This window comes from Microbispora rosea (assembly GCF_900156315.1).
Taxonomy (GTDB): domain Bacteria; phylum Actinomycetota; class Actinomycetes; order Streptosporangiales; family Streptosporangiaceae; genus Microbispora; species Microbispora rosea.
In genome coordinates, this window is the sequence record NZ_FTNI01000059.1 from 1 (window position 1) to 14,757 (window position 14,757).

At 69.9% G+C, this 14,757-nt stretch carries 20 protein-coding genes; 13 read left to right on the top strand and 7 right to left on the bottom strand.

Annotated elements, in window-relative coordinates; translation table 11 throughout:
- Nucleotides 1-372, top strand: a 372-nt coding sequence (locus BXA11_RS40525; RefSeq protein WP_280175328.1) for a non-reducing end alpha-L-arabinofuranosidase family hydrolase, incomplete at its 5' end; no start/stop codon positions are given.
- A gap of 240 nt (nucleotides 373-612) precedes the next feature.
- On the opposite strand, the gene BXA11_RS40530 is transcribed toward BXA11_RS40525, so the two are convergent.
- Nucleotides 613-1,632, bottom strand: coding sequence for an FAD-dependent oxidoreductase (locus BXA11_RS40530; protein WP_076443263.1), 1,020 nt, complete (start codon nucleotides 1,630-1,632; stop codon nucleotides 613-615).
- A 236-nt stretch (nucleotides 1,633-1,868) separates the two neighbouring features.
- Between BXA11_RS40530 and BXA11_RS40535 the strand changes: the two genes are divergently transcribed.
- Together BXA11_RS40535 and BXA11_RS43780 are read left to right on the top strand one after the other, a co-directional pair.
- Entirely contained in the window at nucleotides 1,869-2,405 is a 537-nt protein-coding gene (locus tag BXA11_RS40535; RefSeq protein WP_076443264.1) for a DUF2199 domain-containing protein, read from the top strand.
- Between the two features lie 10 nt (nucleotides 2,406-2,415).
- A complete protein-coding gene (locus BXA11_RS43780; protein ID WP_167769307.1) occupies nucleotides 2,416-2,661 on the top strand; it encodes a hypothetical protein in 246 nt (81 codons plus the stop codon).
- Between the two features lie 27 nt (nucleotides 2,662-2,688).
- On the opposite strand, the gene BXA11_RS40545 is transcribed toward BXA11_RS43780, so the two are convergent.
- Nucleotides 2,689-4,227 carry a glycosyl hydrolase 53 family protein gene (locus BXA11_RS40545; protein WP_159454912.1) on the bottom strand — a complete coding sequence of 513 codons (1,539 nt, stop codon included), beginning with the start codon at nucleotides 4,225-4,227 and terminating at the stop codon, nucleotides 2,689-2,691.
- A gap of 494 nt (nucleotides 4,228-4,721) precedes the next feature.
- On the opposite strand from BXA11_RS40545, the gene BXA11_RS40555 reads away from it, so the two are divergent.
- The 4 genes from BXA11_RS40555 (at nucleotide 4,722) to BXA11_RS40570 (ending at nucleotide 7,469) form a co-directional block, all read left to right on the top strand.
- Nucleotides 4,722-4,943, top strand: a complete 222-nt coding sequence (locus BXA11_RS40555; protein ID WP_076443266.1) for a hypothetical protein — start codon at nucleotides 4,722-4,724, stop codon at nucleotides 4,941-4,943.
- A gap of 131 nt (nucleotides 4,944-5,074) precedes the next feature.
- On the top strand, nucleotides 5,075-5,491 hold the full coding sequence (locus BXA11_RS40560; protein ID WP_083744951.1) for a winged helix-turn-helix transcriptional regulator: 417 nt from the start codon (nucleotides 5,075-5,077) through the stop codon (nucleotides 5,489-5,491).
- A gap of 143 nt (nucleotides 5,492-5,634) precedes the next feature.
- Nucleotides 5,635-6,729, top strand: coding sequence for an LLM class flavin-dependent oxidoreductase (locus BXA11_RS40565; RefSeq protein ID WP_204054131.1), 1,095 nt, complete (start codon nucleotides 5,635-5,637; stop codon nucleotides 6,727-6,729).
- A gap of 23 nt (nucleotides 6,730-6,752) precedes the next feature.
- Complete coding sequence (locus BXA11_RS40570; protein ID WP_204054130.1) at nucleotides 6,753-7,469, top strand: NADPH-dependent F420 reductase; 717 nt, start codon at nucleotides 6,753-6,755, stop codon at nucleotides 7,467-7,469.
- A 25-nt stretch (nucleotides 7,470-7,494) separates the two neighbouring features.
- On the opposite strand, the gene BXA11_RS40575 is transcribed toward BXA11_RS40570, so the two are convergent.
- Nucleotides 7,495-7,890, bottom strand: a complete 396-nt coding sequence (locus BXA11_RS40575) for a RidA family protein (protein ID WP_076443276.1) — start codon at nucleotides 7,888-7,890, stop codon at nucleotides 7,495-7,497.
- 138 nt (nucleotides 7,891-8,028) lie between these two features.
- Between BXA11_RS40575 and BXA11_RS40580 the strand changes: the two genes are divergently transcribed.
- Nucleotides 8,029-9,003, top strand: a complete 975-nt coding sequence (locus tag BXA11_RS40580; protein WP_076443269.1) for a helix-turn-helix transcriptional regulator — start codon at nucleotides 8,029-8,031, stop codon at nucleotides 9,001-9,003.
- 41 nt (nucleotides 9,004-9,044) lie between these two features.
- Here BXA11_RS40580 and BXA11_RS40585 read toward each other — a convergent pair whose 3' ends face one another.
- Nucleotides 9,045-9,758: a sigma factor-like helix-turn-helix DNA-binding protein gene (locus tag BXA11_RS40585; protein WP_308441106.1), complete on the bottom strand. Its 714-nt coding sequence runs from the start codon at nucleotides 9,756-9,758 to the stop codon at nucleotides 9,045-9,047.
- Nucleotides 9,662-10,000 carry a sigma factor gene (locus tag BXA11_RS45690; protein WP_342202910.1) on the bottom strand — a complete coding sequence of 113 codons (339 nt, stop codon included), beginning with the start codon at nucleotides 9,998-10,000 and terminating at the stop codon, nucleotides 9,662-9,664. The genes BXA11_RS40585 and BXA11_RS45690 overlap by 97 nt, the downstream gene beginning before the upstream one ends.
- Before the next feature lie 261 nt (nucleotides 10,001-10,261).
- On the opposite strand from BXA11_RS45690, the gene BXA11_RS40590 reads away from it, so the two are divergent.
- Entirely contained in the window at nucleotides 10,262-10,951 is a 690-nt protein-coding gene (locus BXA11_RS40590) for an SDR family oxidoreductase (protein WP_076443270.1), read from the top strand.
- 111 nt (nucleotides 10,952-11,062) lie between these two features.
- Here the strand turns inward: BXA11_RS40590 and BXA11_RS40595 are convergent, their stop codons facing one another.
- A complete protein-coding gene (locus tag BXA11_RS40595; RefSeq protein WP_076443271.1) occupies nucleotides 11,063-11,536 on the bottom strand; it encodes an RrF2 family transcriptional regulator in 474 nt (157 codons plus the stop codon).
- A gap of 79 nt (nucleotides 11,537-11,615) precedes the next feature.
- Here BXA11_RS40595 and BXA11_RS40600 point away from each other — a divergent pair, with 79 nt between their 5' ends.
- The 4 genes from BXA11_RS40600 (at nucleotide 11,616) to BXA11_RS44215 (ending at nucleotide 13,850) form a co-directional block, all read left to right on the top strand.
- Nucleotides 11,616-12,365 carry an SDR family oxidoreductase gene (locus BXA11_RS40600; protein WP_076443272.1) on the top strand — a complete coding sequence of 250 codons (750 nt, stop codon included), beginning with the start codon at nucleotides 11,616-11,618 and terminating at the stop codon, nucleotides 12,363-12,365.
- Between the two features lie 57 nt (nucleotides 12,366-12,422).
- Entirely contained in the window at nucleotides 12,423-12,890 is a 468-nt protein-coding gene (locus BXA11_RS40605; protein WP_076443273.1) for a carboxymuconolactone decarboxylase family protein, read from the top strand.
- Nucleotides 12,891-13,119: 229 nt separating this feature from the next.
- Nucleotides 13,120-13,383 (top strand): DUF4158 domain-containing protein, encoded by a 264-nt coding sequence (locus BXA11_RS40610; RefSeq protein ID WP_275409802.1) that lies wholly within the window; start codon nucleotides 13,120-13,122, stop codon nucleotides 13,381-13,383.
- The gene (locus BXA11_RS44215) at nucleotides 13,380-13,850 is read left to right on the top strand and encodes a hypothetical protein (RefSeq protein WP_204054128.1); all 471 of its coding nucleotides are present in this window, start codon (nucleotides 13,380-13,382) and stop codon (nucleotides 13,848-13,850) included. Before BXA11_RS40610 ends, BXA11_RS44215 begins: the two co-directional genes overlap by 4 nt.
- Nucleotides 13,851-13,996: 146 nt before the next feature.
- Here the strand turns inward: BXA11_RS44215 and BXA11_RS40615 are convergent.
- On the bottom strand, nucleotides 13,997-14,757 hold a 761-nt coding region (locus BXA11_RS40615; RefSeq protein ID WP_083744952.1), incomplete at its 5' end, for a glycoside hydrolase family 11 protein.

Genomic DNA, 14,757 nt, shown 5'->3' on the forward strand with positions numbered 1-14,757 from the left:
GACTCCACGAACAACCTGTTCGAGGGCGTCGAGGTCTACAAGCTCCAGGGCCAGAACAAGTACCTCATGCTCGTCGAGTCGATCGGCTCGCAGGGCCGCTACTTCCGCTCGTACACGGCCACCAGCCTGGGCGGTTCGTGGACCCCGCAGGCCACCAGCGAGAGCAACCCCTTCGCCGGCAAGGCCAACAGCGGCGCCACCTGGACCAACGACATCAGCCACGGCGACCTGGTCCGGTCCAACCCCGACCAGACCAAGACCGTCGACCCATGCAACCTGCAGCTGCTCTACCAGGGCCGCAGCCCCAGCTCCAACGGCGTCGACTACGGCCTCCTGCCCTACCGCCCCGGCGTGCTGACCCTCCAGCGCTGACGGCATGACACGGGTCCCGCCCGGTCTTCCCGGCGTACGCGCAGGCCCGACAGGGTGAGCGCCGTCACCGCGAGCTAACAGACCGGGCGGAACCCGACCGGCGGGCTCGGCGCGCAGCCGAGCCCGCCCTTGTCATGCCGAGATCCGCATGATCCCGCTGCGCGAGCTCGGATCCTCTCCGAGCGGCGGCACCGGTTCCTCGTGATCGCCGCTTCCGGCCCACGCTCGCGTGGCTGACGGCTAGCGTGACCGCCGGCCGATCCATTGGAGAACGCGGCCGAGCGGATTTCCGCCGAAGGACGACGCCGCCTGCTCGGACGCGCGCACCGCGGCGAAGCCGTACTCGGTCATCCGCCGCTCGTACTCTCCGATCGCGGCCGTCAGAGAGCCGCCCGAGGCCACGGCCGCGCGGAGCGTTCTGCAGAGCAGCGCCGCGTCCAGCAGCGCGCAGTTCGCCCAGGAGCCCTGTGCCGGGCTCATCGCGTGGATGGCGTCGCCGAGCACCGTGACGGCGGAGGTCTCCCACGGCGCGACGGGCACCGAGCTCCTGATCGGGACGCAGGAGGTCTGGTCCACGTCGGCGGCCTCGATCAGCCGCACCAGAGCCGGGTGCCAGCCCGCGACGCGCCCGGCCACGAATCGGTGCAGGTGTCCGGCGCCACGGGACGACAACTCGGCGTCGGAGCCGGGCAGCAGGGCGGCGGGCACGGCCAGCGACCACATCACGTAGTCGCCCCGCCAGCGTGGGTCCAGACCCGGCCACAGCCGGGCGCCCACGAGCAGGTCGCAGCCGACGCTGGAGCCGTCGGCGAACCAGGTGCGCACCCGCTCGCCCTCGGTCTCGTAGCGGGTGAACTCCGCGCCGAAGCGCACCGCGTCCTCCAGGCCGGCCAGCAGGATCCGGCGCAGCGTCATGCGGTCGGCCGAGGCGCTGAACGACGCCGGGTCCCCATCCGCCGACACGCCGTCGAACTCGACGGCGTGCAGTTCCCTGAGCCGCTCGTCCACGATGATGACCCGCCTGCTCGGCTGCCCGGAGGTGGCGGTGAACAGCTCGTACAGCCGGACGGGCAGGCACTCGCGCAGCGCGCCCGCGCCCCTGGAGTCGAGGTGGATCCGGTACCCCTGCGGCCGGTGGTCCAGCGACGGATCACGCTCGTAGACGGTGACGCCGATGCCCGCCGCACGCAGGCCGTGGGCCGCGCACAGACCCCCGAGCCCACCACCCACGATGACCACCTGCAACTGCGCATCGGCCATGTGCGCGCACTCCTGTCAGAGGTGAGCGGGATGGGACGAGAGCCCGGCCGAGCGTAACCCACCCTGACAACGTCCTCCCGATGATGTCCGCGAGTACGCCGCAGGGATCCTCGGTGCGACTCGCCGAGCACCAGGCCACGCTCCCGGCGGTCGGGAACCGCAGGGAAGGGATCAAGCGAGGAACGGGCCAGGCGGCACGGCTGTGCGGATGAGGCTTCCTCGCTACGCTGACGTCCGTGTCGATCGATCACGGTTTCCGGTGCTCGCGTTGCGGCGGGCACCACGACGAGCTCCCGTTGAGCTACCACATGCCCGCACCCGCCTTCTGGAGCCCCGAGATGGCCGAGGCGACCGACAGCGCGCTCTCCTCCGGGCAGTGTGTGATCGAGAGAGAGCACTTCTTCGTCCACGGCCTCATCGAGATCCCCGTCATCGACACGGCCGAGACGTTCAGCTGGGGCGTATGGGTCTCACTGAGCCGGGACAACTTCGAGCGGATGGGCCGGCTCTGGGAAACTCCGGGGCGCGAGTCCGAACCTCCGTATTTCGGCTGGCTGTCCTCCGAACTGCCGATCTACGAACCGTCGACGCTCAACCTCAAGACCAACCTCCACACCCGGCCGGTCGGATTACGGCCGGCCGTCGAGCTGGAGCCCACCGGCCATCCCCTCGCCGTCGAGCAGCGGACCGGCATCACTTCCGCCCGCGTCCGGGAGCTGGCCGAGCTGCTCCTCCACCCCGATCATCGGGAATCTCGCCGCGGCCCCGCGTGAGCCGGCGGGGATGCGGCGCGGCCGCGCCGATCTCGACCAGGGGCAGGCGCACCGTCGTGAGAGCGGGGACGACGTCCCGCAGAGGGGCGATGTCGTCGAATCCGGCGACCTGCTGGCGTGCGGCGCCGGGACCGACCATCTGAGCGAGGCGGCCACGATGGAGGAGGTCGTCGCCCGTGCGGCTCTACCGCTGCCCGCCGACCCCGACGAGGTGCTCGCCACGATGAAGCGCCGCTTCGCCGCGGCGACCGGCTGACGGTCTCCGCGACGTCCCCCGCGGGTGTTACGGCGTCCAGCGGACATTGGGGTTGAGGCGGCCGTTCCTATCGAAGATCGCCTGGTTGTCCCAGCCGTCGCCGGAGCCGTTGATGTCGGCCGGGTCCCAGCCGTTGCCGGGCACCGCGTACCAGGTCGGCTCCCAGTAGAAGACGCCGATCGCGCCGGCGTCGCGCGCGGTGTTCTGCACTGCCGTGAAGTTGGCTCCCTGCCCCGCGGGCGTCGCCTGGTATCCGGAGCACGGCTGGGAGGAGGAGATCACGTTGGGGGTGCCGTCGGCGTTGGCCGTGGTGTAGGGGTATGCCGTCTCGGCGAGGATCACGTCCTTGCCGTAACGAGACTTCATGTCGGCCACCACGCCCGCCATGGTGGACATCGTGCCGTGCCAGTAGCAGTAGTACGACAGGCCGGTGATGTCCCACGGCACGCCCTTGGCCCTGATGCCGTCGTAGAACCAGCGGGCGTTGGCGTCGCTGTCCGCGTCCGCGGTGTGGATGATCACCTGGGTGCCGGAGTTGCACGCCTTGGTCGCGTTGTAGCCGGCCTTGAGCAGCAGGCTCAGGTTGGTGAAGTCGTTGTCGACGACCTTGCCGTCGTTCCACAGCATGCCGACGTTGATCTCGTTGCCGATCTGCACGCTGTCGGGAGTGGTGCCCTGCGCCTTGAGGCTGGAGCACACGTCGTAGGTGTAGTTGTATACGTCCGTCTGCAACTGGCCGATCCCGTGGCTCGCCCAGGCGGCGGGCTTGTACTGCTTGCCGGGATCCGCCCAGGTGTCGGAGTAGTGGAAGTCGACGAGCAGCTTCAGGCCCTTGGCCTTGACCGTCCTGGCGTACTGCAGCACCTTGGCCTTGTTGTTGTAGCCGCTGACGGGGTTGTTCCAGATCCGCAGCCGGACGTAGTTCGCCCCGATGCCCTTGAGGATGTCCAGCGGGTCCCTCTGTGCGCCGCTCGCGTCGTAGTACTTCGCGCCCAGATCGGCGGCACGCTGCAGGGTGGACACATCCGCCCCCAGCATGGTCAGCCTCTTTCCGGTCGGTGACGGGCTCGGCGACGGACTCGGTCTCGCCGGGGACGGGCTGGGCGTCGGGCTGACGGCGCTCGGTGACGGGCTCGGAGTCGGGCTGGGCGGCCCGGACACGCCGCCCGTGCACGGCGTGCCGTTGAGGGTGAAGGCCGTCGGCACCGGGTTGCTTCCGGACCACGAGCCGTTGAAGCCGAAGGAGACGCTGCCGCCGGTTCCCACGGACCCGTTGTAGCCGGCGTTGGTCGCGGTGACCTGCAGCCCGCTCTGGGTGACCGTCGCGTTCCACGCCTGCGTCACCTGCTGCCCCGCCGGATAGGACCACGTCAGCGTCCACGAGGTGATCGGGTCGCCCAGGTTGTCGATCGTGACGTTCGCCCCGAAACCACCCGGCCACTCGCTGCTCACCGCGTAGGTGACGCTGCACCCGCTCGCCGCCGAGGCCGGTGACGCCGCGACGGCACCGGCCCCTGCCAGCAGCACCGCCGCGCACAGCGGCAGAGCGAGACTACGCCTCTTCATGTCTCTCCCAACCTCCACAAGACGCGTCCGCACGGCGGCGGGCGTCCGCATCGCTCGTCTCGGCGTTTCGCGTCCGCGCGGCCGGCTCCCCCTCACGAGGTTCTGTGAACGCGCACAGTAGTCCACAACCGGCTGACCGAGAATGCTCGGCGCATAACCGCAAGAAAATGCTCCCGCCGACTGAGCATGTATCGGTCGTCGCCGCCGCAGCGCACGTCTTCCGGCCTGTGAACGTTCCCAGACACTGACATTCGCCGCCCTCGTGCCCGGCTGTCCGCAGGTCCACGTGGGAAAACCTGAGCGCCACGACTGTTCGCCGGGTGGAGCATGACCCGCGGCGCGGTCCGCATTCCGGGCCGGTGTGACCGGCCTTCGGAGCGAGCCAGAAGTACGGCGTCCGCGGTGCCGACCGGTCCCTGCGCCGGTCCTTCTGACGTGAATGTTTCACACCTCACGCTCCGCCGGACGACGAGGCGCTGGCGGGCCTGCGGGCCGTGCTGGACCGCGTGGACGCCGTGCACGTCTTCAGCTGGTGGCCCACGCCGCAGGATCGCCGCCCGCTCGACCACAGGGCGGCGCTGTGGCGGGCGGTCATGGGCATGCTGGCGTCGACCGGCAGGAAGATCGACACGGCCCTCGAGTTCGTCCCCGGCGACGACCCGGGCATGCTGGCCGGCGAGGCCGCCACCCTGCGCCGCTACGTGACCGAGGCATAGGGCGCCGAACCGGAGCCTGCGGGTATGGTCCGGCTCCTCTGGGAGTTACTTTTCGTCACCGATGTACTCTTCGATAACCGCTAACGGCAACAGGATGTGGTCACCGTAGGTGACGGAGGAGGCGGGAGCCCATGTCGCACCAGACCGAGGCGGACAGGGTGCTGCGCTCGCTGGGCAGAGCCTGCCTCGAGCACGACCCGGATGTCCTGCGATCCGTGCTGGACCGGGTCGGCGACAAGTGGAGCCTCATCCTCATCGGGCTGCTCGACAAGGGGCCGATGCGCTTCACCGAGTTGCTGCGGACGGCCCCCGGCATCTCCCGCCGCATGCTGACGCTGACGTTGCGCAGCCTGGAGCGTGACGGGCTCGTCAAGCGCGTGATCTATCCGGAGATCCCGCCCCGGGTCGAGTATGAGGTCACCCCGTTCGGACGCACCCTGTCCGAGCCCGTCCTGGCGCTCACCCGGTGGGCGGCCGACAACCAGGACACGATCCGCGCCAACCGCCACGCCTTCGACAGGGCGGCCGGCTCCGACGATCTCGACTGAGGCCGCCGAGCCGGTTCACTTCATGTGACCACGGTTCAATTGAAGTTACCGATCACCGGCGTGTAGTCAGTATTCGCACGTCATCGAGGCCGGCGACGAGCCCTGCTCCACACCGCCGGCGCACGTTCGGGGAGATGATCGGTATGCCTGGCATTGCCGGGGCGGAAGAAACCATGACCGTCGGCGGGATCGACCGCCCACGCTTCGAGCTGGGACTCAACTCGTTCGGGGAGGTGGCGACGGACGGCGGGCGCGTGCTCGACGACGCGGAGACCGTGCGCCTGCTCGTGGAGGAGGCGCGGCTCGCCGAGGCGGCGGGGCTGGACGTCTTCAGCGTGGGGGAACACTACCGGGACGGGCACAACGACTCCGCGACCCCGGTGCTCCTCGCCGCGATCGCCACCGCCACCCGGCGCATCGGCCTCGGCACGTCCGTGACGGTGCTGAGCACGAACGACCCGGTCCGGCTGTACCAGGAGTTCTCCACCCTCGACGCGGTGTCCGACGGCCGTGCCCGGATCGTGCTGGGCCGCGCCTCCGTGACCGAGTCGTTCTCGCTGTTCGGCTACGACCTGGCCGACTACGAGCGGCTGTTCGAGGAGAAGCTCGATCTCTTCCTGCGACTCGAACGCGAGGAGCGGGTGACCTGGTCGGGCACGGTGCGGCCGCCGCTCACCGGGCAGCTGCTGCATCCCCGGATGCGGCCGGGGGGCATCCCCACCTGGATCGGCGTGGGCGGCAGCCCCGACTCCGTGGTGCGCGCCGCCCGTCACGGCCTGCCCCTCATGATGGCCGTCATCGGCGGACGGCCGCAGCGGTTCGCGAGGAACGTCGAGCTGTACCTCAAGGCGCTCGACGGCTTCGGCCATCCCGAACTGCCGATCGGCCAGCACTCGCTCGGCCTCGTCGCGGACACCGACGAGGAGGCCGTCGAAACCTGGTGGCGCTACTGGCGGCCCGTCGTCGAGGATCTCGCGGCCGAGCGCGGCTTCTACGCGCCGAATCGTGAACGGTACGAAGCCGAGGTCGAGCACGGCGCGCTCTTCGTGGGATCGCCCGAGACGGTCGCCCGCAAGATCGTCAAGATGGCCCGCGATCTCCGCCTGAGCCGTTTCGATCTCAAGTACGACATCATGCACCTGCCTCGCGACGTCCGCGCTCGCACGATCGAACTGCTCGGCCGCGAGGTCGCCCCGCGCGTACGCGAGCTGCTCGCCGCGGACACGGTCCACGCATGACCCGGCGACGACCTGGAGCGGCCGTGAAACCCGGCGACGTCCGCACCATCGGCATCCTCGGCGCCGGCAAGGTCGGCACCGTCCTGGCCCGCCTCGCCGTCGCGGCCGGCTACCGCGTCCTGATCGCGGGCTCCGGGGAGGCCGCGCGGATCTCCCTCATCGTCGAGGTCGTCACGCCCGGGGCGGTCGCGGTGACCGCGGTGGAGGCGGCGTCCGAGGCGGATGTCGTGGTGCTGGCCCTGCCACTGGGCAGGCATCGCAAGGTCCCGGCCGAGGCGCTGCGGGGCAAGCTGGTGCTCGACGCGATGAACTACTGGGGGGAGGTGGACGGAGTGCGAGACGACCTCACCGACCCCCGTACGTCCTCCAGCGAGATCGTCCAGGCGTTCCTGCCCCACTCCCGGATCGTCAAGGCCTTCAACCACATGGGCTATCACGACCTGGAGGAAGGCGCCCGGCCCGCCGGCGCTCCCGGCCGCCGCGCGATCGCCGTCGCCGGCGACGACCCGGACGACGTCGAGGTGGCCGCCTCGATCGTGGACGCGCTCGGCTTCGACCCGGTGATCGTCGGCCCGCTCGCCGAGGGCGTCCGGATGGAGCCGGGCACGGAGCCGTTCGGCGCGAACGTGGACGCGGCCGAACTGCGCACCCTGCTCGACCGTTTCCCCGGCTCACAGCGCGGCCGCGAGGTGCTCCGCGCGCGCGGCGGGATGACGTCGTCGCCCCGTCCCACGCCCTGATCCGCGCGGCGGCGGCGAGGTCGCATCACCCGACGGCGGTCCCCTCAAGCTCGACCATCAGGTCGGGGATCGCCAGCCGGGTCACCCCGAGCATCGTGGTGGACGGTGCCACCCCTGCGGCGCCCAGCCGCGCCGCCAGCACGCCGTAGTGCTCGAAGAGCCGGTCGACATCGGTTGTGTAGACGTTGAGCCGGACGAGGTTCGCGAGGGACATGCCGGCCTCGCCGAGCACGGCCTCCAGGTTGTCGAGGCTCAGCGCCAACTGCGCCGCCATGTCACCCGAATGCCGGGGCCTGCCGTCGCCGCCCATGGCGGTCTGCCCGGCGCAGTAGAGGGTCCGGGCGTGCCCGGAGACGATCTCGCCCTGGTTGTATCCCAGCTCCACCGACCACGCCCACGGGTTGACCGCCGTTCGCTCCATCGTCACATCAGCTCCATTCGATTCGCGGGGCATCACGTACGTCGATCGGGCTCGGTAGCCGCGATCTTTCTTGTCGCGTTGATGAGCCTCCCAACAAATCACGACATCCTGTGTCGTATATCTCGATAGATTTCCCGCATGCGCGCCGACCGTTTGGTTTCGCTGGTGCTGCTGCTGCGGCAGCACGGCCGGCTGTCCGCGACCGCGCTGGCGCGCGAGCTTGAGGTGTCCACCCGCACCGTGCTGCGCGACATCGAGGCGCTGTCCGCGGCCGGCGTCCCGGTCTACGCCGAACGCGGGCGGCACGGCGGCTTCGCGTTGTTGCCCGGTTTCCGAACCGAGCTCACCGGACTGAACCACGACGAGGCCCTGGCCCTGCTGGTCGCCGGATCGCGGCGCGGCGCGCAGGCGTTCGGTCTCGGCTCGGCGCTCGCTTCGGCGATGCTCAAGGTGGTTGACGCGCTGCCAGAAAGCTATCGGGACACCGCGGCCGGCGCTGCCGAGCGATTGCTCATCGACCCGGAGACCGACCTCCTCTCGCGTCGGCTGGTCGCCGAGGAGGTCCCCGACGCCGTAGTAGCCGAGGTCCTGCGCGCGGTCTTCGCCGGACACAAGCTGCGGATCCACTATGCGGCCGCGGACCAGACCCCGAAGTGGCGCACGGTGGACCCGATCGGCCTGGTCACCGTACGCGACCGGGGCTACTTGCTGGCCACGAGGTCCGGCGCGGACCGCACCTACCGGCTGTCCAGGATCCTGGCCGCAAAGGAACTCGCCGAACCCGCACAGCGACCGGACCGGGTGGATCTGGACCGGGCCTGGCAGGAACGCAGCACGCGGTTCCGGACCGGCGGTGACCAGGTCACCGTGCTGGTACGCGTCGATCCGGCGCGGCGGGAGGACGTGGTGAGCACAGCGCTGGCCGTCCTCGCGGAGGAATCCGACTCGGACGGCCGGCTGCGGCTGGAGGTGACCTTCCAAGATCCGAGACATGCCGAGTGGGCGCTGTGGCAGCTCACCACGGACGCGGAAGCCCTGGCCCCGCGGTGGTTGCGCGACTCCCTGCGCAACCGCGCCGCCGCGATCGCCGCCCGCTACGCGGCGTCATCCTGAGAATTGTCGCTTCTGCGAGCCGCCGCGCCGGTCTCGCCGGCTCAGCGAGTCACGGCGGTCTCCCGCTCCACATGCGACAACTTCTCGGTATTGCGCACGTGGTAGGCGCCGGTGACGTAACCGCCCTCCACGCGCACCGCCACCACTCCGTCGATCTCCCCGTCGACGTGCACGAGCAGCCCCGGGCCGCCGTTGATCTGAACTGGCTCGACCGACCTTTCGGCGTCGCGTCTCCACCAACCGGCGGCCAGCAGGCGAGCCACGTCGCCGATCCCCACAACGGGCCGCAGCAGTGCGTGCCTGACTCCGCCGCCGTCGCTCAGGGCGACCACATCCGGCGCGAGAACGTCGAGCAGGCCCTGCAACTCGCCGGTCTCGACCTCTCGCTGGAAGGCCTGAAGCGCGGCCCGGGTCTCGGCCGGCGAGGCGATGCCATGTGGCCGGCGCGCGGCCACATGTGCCCGCGCCCGGTGGGCGATCTGGCGGACGGCGGCCTGGCACTTGCCGACGCCTTCGGCGATCTCGTCGTAGTCCAGGTCGAACACATCGCGCAGCACGAACACCGCCCGCTCGGTCGGCGACAACGTCTCCAGCACCAGCAGCATCGCCATCGAGACACTCTCGGCCAGCTCGACGTCCTCGGCCACATCCGGCGCGGTCAGCAGCGGCTCGGGCAGCCACGGCCCGACATAGGCCTCCTTGCGCCGGTCGAGCGCACGCAGCCGGTCAAGCGCCTGCCGGGTGACGATCCGCACCAGAAAGGCGCGCTCTCCTCCCGCACGGTGTCCAGATCGACGCCCGCCCACAGCCAGGTCTCCTGCAGCACGTCCTCGGCGTCGACGGCCGAGCCGAGCATCTCGTAGGCCACGGTGAACAGCAGATTGCGATGGGCGACGAACGCCGCCGTGGCGGAGTCCACGACGGCCACGCCGTTCGCGGGGCCGGCACGATCGAGCGGCTCGGCCGGGTCCGTACGCCGTTCGCCGCGCTCGGCCATGCCCCGACCCTGCCACACGCACAAGACGCCGGTCACCGCCGCTCTGTGACACCCACGAAGGTGGCCCGTGTCACACGGCTCGCTCGTCACAGGCACCGGGGCTCCGGCGTCTGGTGGTCGTCAGGACGCCGCCCGGACGATCCGTACGGCACGCGCCGGCCCCTCCCCTTCCTCCCCGAGAGGGCGGAGGCCGGCCGGCGCCAAGCCGATCCCCGGCATGCCCCCGGCCGGAACTACAGCAAGTAAGAGGGGCACTGGAGCATGAGCATCATCACGTTCGCGGTCGCGGGAGCGACCGGACGGCTGGACCGCCACGTCGTCGACGTCCTGGCCGAGCGGGGGCACCGGGTGGTGCCGATGTCCCGAGCCACCGGCGTGGACATCACCACCGGTGAGGGCCTGGCCGAGGCCGTCACCGGGGTCGAGGTCGTCATCGACGTCGCCTCATGGCACTCCTCCGAGCAGGAGGCGGCGACGGAGTTCTTCCGCACGTCGGCCCGCAATCTGCATGAGGCCGGCCGGAAGGCGGGGGTCGCCCGGATCGCGATGGCCTCCATCATCGGCGCCGACAAGGCCACCGCCGGTTTCCTCGCCGCCAAGAAGGTGCACGAGGAGTTGCTCCTGTCCGGCCCGCTCCCCGTCCGCATCCTGCGGGCCGCCCAGTTCCACGAATTCGTCGGCCAACTCCTCGACTGGCAGCAGGGTCGCCTACATCCCGGCCCTGCCCACCCAGCTCATGGCCTGCCGCACCGTGGCCGAGGAGCTCGTCGACCTTGCCCTCGCCCCCGGCGTGCCCGTCGCGGGAACACCGATCCCCGAGATCGCCCGCCCCCGCAGGGAGACCATGCCGGAGGCGGCACATTGAGTGGTGTCGTGTTCGGCCAGATCGTAGGGATTCACCGCGGGCTGGTCTTGCTCGAGCGCCGGCTCCTGGCTTGCTCCGGCGAGTAACGTTGCGTTGAGCAAACAAGATCGAGATACACCACTGACGGGACACACTCTCGCTGCTGGCAGTGCCGGAGCCGGATGGGTTCGCGGCCATGTACGGCTCGTCGCCGTTGCTCAGGCGCGCAGCCACTCCCGGGCCCCCGCGAGTATCTCAGGTGGCGTCGTGCGGTTGACGTCGGCGATCAGGTCGGCAATGGTGACCCGACGTAGCGACTCCCGCCAGACACGATCAGCGGAATCCATCGTGCGGGCGATCGGGCAGGGAGTGTCACACCGCTCCGCCGGCACGGCCATCGGGCCCCGCTGACGCACTTCCGTACACCGGAACGCCGGCTGGACGCCGTCGATCGCCTCGACCACGTCCAGCACCGTGATCTCATTCGCAGCCCGAGTCAGCACATAGCCGCCGGACTGGCCCAGCGTCGAGCGCACAAGGCCTGCGCGGGACAACAGTTGCAGCTGTTTGGCCAGATAGCTCTGTGAGACGTCGTGCAGCTCGGCGAGCTTGGCCGCCGTCACCGGCGCGCCCGCCCCACTGAGCACGACGCAACAGTGCAAGCCCCACTCGACCCCGCCTGACATCTTCATGCGCCCAGCCTACTTGACTCGGATAACTGTTGTCCGAATAGAATCTCGGACAACAGTTATCCGAATTTGGAAGTGGGACATGCGCATCGTCGTTGCCGGGGGAACCGGACTCATCGGATCTAAAGTCGTCGAGTCGCTGCAACTGCTGGGTCACGACGTCGTTCCGGCCGCGCCGGGAACCGGCGTGGACACGATCAGTGGCCGCGGCGTCGCCGACGCGCTGAAGGGCGCGGACGTGGTCGTCGACGTGACCAATAAAGTGATCTTCGAACCCGAGCCGATCCTCGACTTCTTCACCACCTCCACCCGCACACTGCTGAACGCCGGGAGGGAAGCCGGGGTGCGGCACCATGTGGTGCTGTCGATCGTCGGTGTAGACCGGCTCTCGCACCCGGGCTACCTGGACGCCAAGGCCGCGCAGGAACGGCTCGTCGCCGAGTCGGGCACCCCTTTCACCATCGTGCGGGCGACACAGTTCTTCGAGAACCTGACGGCCATGTGCGCCGGCATGGCCCAGGACGACGTGATCGTGCCGCCCACCGCGGACCTTCAGCCGGTCGCTGCGGCCGACGTCGCCGCCGCGCTCGTGGACGTAGCCACCTCCGCCCCGCTCGACGGCGTGGTCGAGGTCGCGGGGCCGGAACGCGCGGCGTTCGCCCGTTTCATCGGTTCGGCGCTTGCCGCGCGAGGTGATGAGCGCCCCCTCAAGCCGGACGCCGGCGCCGGGTACTTCGGCGTACCGATCGTGCGGGACTCGCTGGTTCCGCTCGGTGTCGCCCGGATCGGGCGCACCACCTTCGACGACTGGTCAGCCACTCAGTCCTCGTGACCCCCGCCAGCACACGCCTGGCTCGACAACGCGATATCCACGCCTGAAGGAGAAGTCATGACCACCCACGTGCACACCCGTGAGCCCCGCCTCGACCTGCGGACGGCCGCCCCAAAGGCCGCCAAGGCGCTCTACGCCGCGGACCAGGCCATTCTCACCTCGCCACTCGATCCGACCATCCGCGAGCTGGTCAAGCTGCGTACTTCGCAGATCAACCACTGCGTGCACTGCATCGACCTGCACAGTCACGATGCGCTGGAGCAGGGCGAATCGCTGAACCGCATCATCCAGCTGTCCGCGTGGCGCGAATCGGCGCTGTTCACCCCGGCGGAACGGGCGGCGCTCGAGTACACCGAGGCCGCAACGACGCTGACCCCGCACGGCGTCAGCGACGAGGTCTGGGCCGGCGTCCGCGACCTCATGACCGACGAGGAACTCGGCGCGCTGGTCGTCCAGGTGGCTCTGATGAACGCCTTCAACCGATTCGGTGTCCCGCTGCAGATGCCGGCGCAACCTCGCAATTGACTTGGTTGGGCCGTTGAGGTGCTTCTGCGCCGCCCGGATGCTCGGGCACAACCCGGGTCATCGATTTCGGCATCGCCCGCACGGCCGAGGTCACGGCCGGCATCACCGAAGGACTCATGGGCACCCCCACTTACATGGCACCCGAGCAGGCGTGGACCCGGACGTGATCCGCTCCTACGGGCGTCGCGTGAAGACCAGGACGGACCATCTGCGGCTGGTGGCGAAGTAGCTGGGGTGGCGGGCGCCGACGACGCTGGAGTTGAAGGAGCTGGATGAGTTCCTCCTGACGCGGGCGATGGAGCACGACTCGCCGACGCTGCTGTTCCGGCTGGCGTGTGAGTTCCTGATCTCGGCGAAGGTGATCCGGCCGGGGCCGGTGACCGTGGTGAAGCGGGTTGCGCACGCCCGCGAGGTCGCGCGGGCCGAGACGTTCGACCGGCTGGCGCACGAGTTCACCGACGAGCGCCGTGCCGGCTGGACGGGCTGCAGGTGAGCGATCCAGTGATCGGGATGAGCCGGCTGCGGTGGCTGGGCAAGGGGCCGGTGGAGGCCTCGCCCGCAGCGGTGAAGGCCGAGATCGCGAAGCTGGAGTTCCTGCGCGGGATGGACGCGTACGCCCTGGATCTGTCGGTGCTGCCGGCCGAGCGGCGCCGGTTTCTGGCGATGGTGGGCCGCCGCTTGACGGCGCAGGCGTTGCAGCGGCGTGAGCCGGAGCGGCGGTATCCGATCCTGCTGACGCTGGTGGCGCAGTCGGCGACCGAGGTGCTGGACGAGATCGTGCAGTTGTTCGATCAGGCGCTCTCGGCACGGGGAGAGCAAGGCGGCGCATCGGATGCGGGACGCGCTGGCCGAGCGCGCCAAGTCCGGAGAGGACCGGCAGGCGCTGCTGGACGCGATCTTGGCCATCGTCGCCGATCCGGCGGTGCCGGACGAGGACGTCGGCGGGCTGATCCGCGATGAGCGGATCGGGTGGGAATGGCTGCGCTCGACGCCCAGCCCTGAGCCGGTCGGTCGTTCCCACTCCCGTCCAGCGCGGGCGGACGGGAGCGGGGCCCGAGGGCGCCCGCTCCCTGCCCGCGCGTCGCCGCGCCGTACGGCCGTGCCGGTCAGCCGGTAGAGCAGGCCGAGCCGTTGAGGCTGAAGGCCGAGGGGTTGGGGTTGTTGCCGGAGTGGGTGCCCTGGAACCCGAACGAGGTGGTGGCCCCGGGGGCCAGTGAGCCGTTGTAGGACACGTTGCGCGCGGTCACCGACGAGCCGCTTTGGCTGACGGTGGCGTTCCAGGCGTTGGTGACCTGCTGGCCGCCGGAGAAGGCCCAGGTCAGCGTCCAGCCGTTGATCGTGCCGCTGCCGGTGTTGGTGATGGCCACTTCGGCGGTGAAGCCGTTGTTCCACTCGTTCTTCGAGTAGGACACGCGGCACGCGCCGGTGCCTCCCGGCGAGGACGGCGAGACCGTGGGCGAGGGACGGGGAGAAGGCGAGGCCGAGGGCGAGGGGCGGGGCGAAGGCGAGGGCGAAGGATCGGTCGTGCCGCCGATGGTGATGTTGGAGCTGCCGCTGCTCTGGTAGCCCTCGGTCGCCAGGATCTGGTAGTCGTGGTTGCCCAGGGACATGCCGGCGCGGGCCCAGGCGTCGAAGTGGTTGCCGACGGTGATGGTGCCGCCGGTCCTCTTCTGCTGACGGACGCTCCAGTACTGGTTGAAGGTCTGGTTGCCGTCGATCGAAGGCGCGTTGTAACGCGTCGTCTGGTAGATGTCGTAGGTGCCGCCGTCGGAGGTCACGGTGCCCTTGAAGGTGCCCGTGGGCCGGTAGGTGCCCCAGTTCTCGACGATGTAGTACTCCACCAGCGGGCTCCGCGTCCACCCGTACA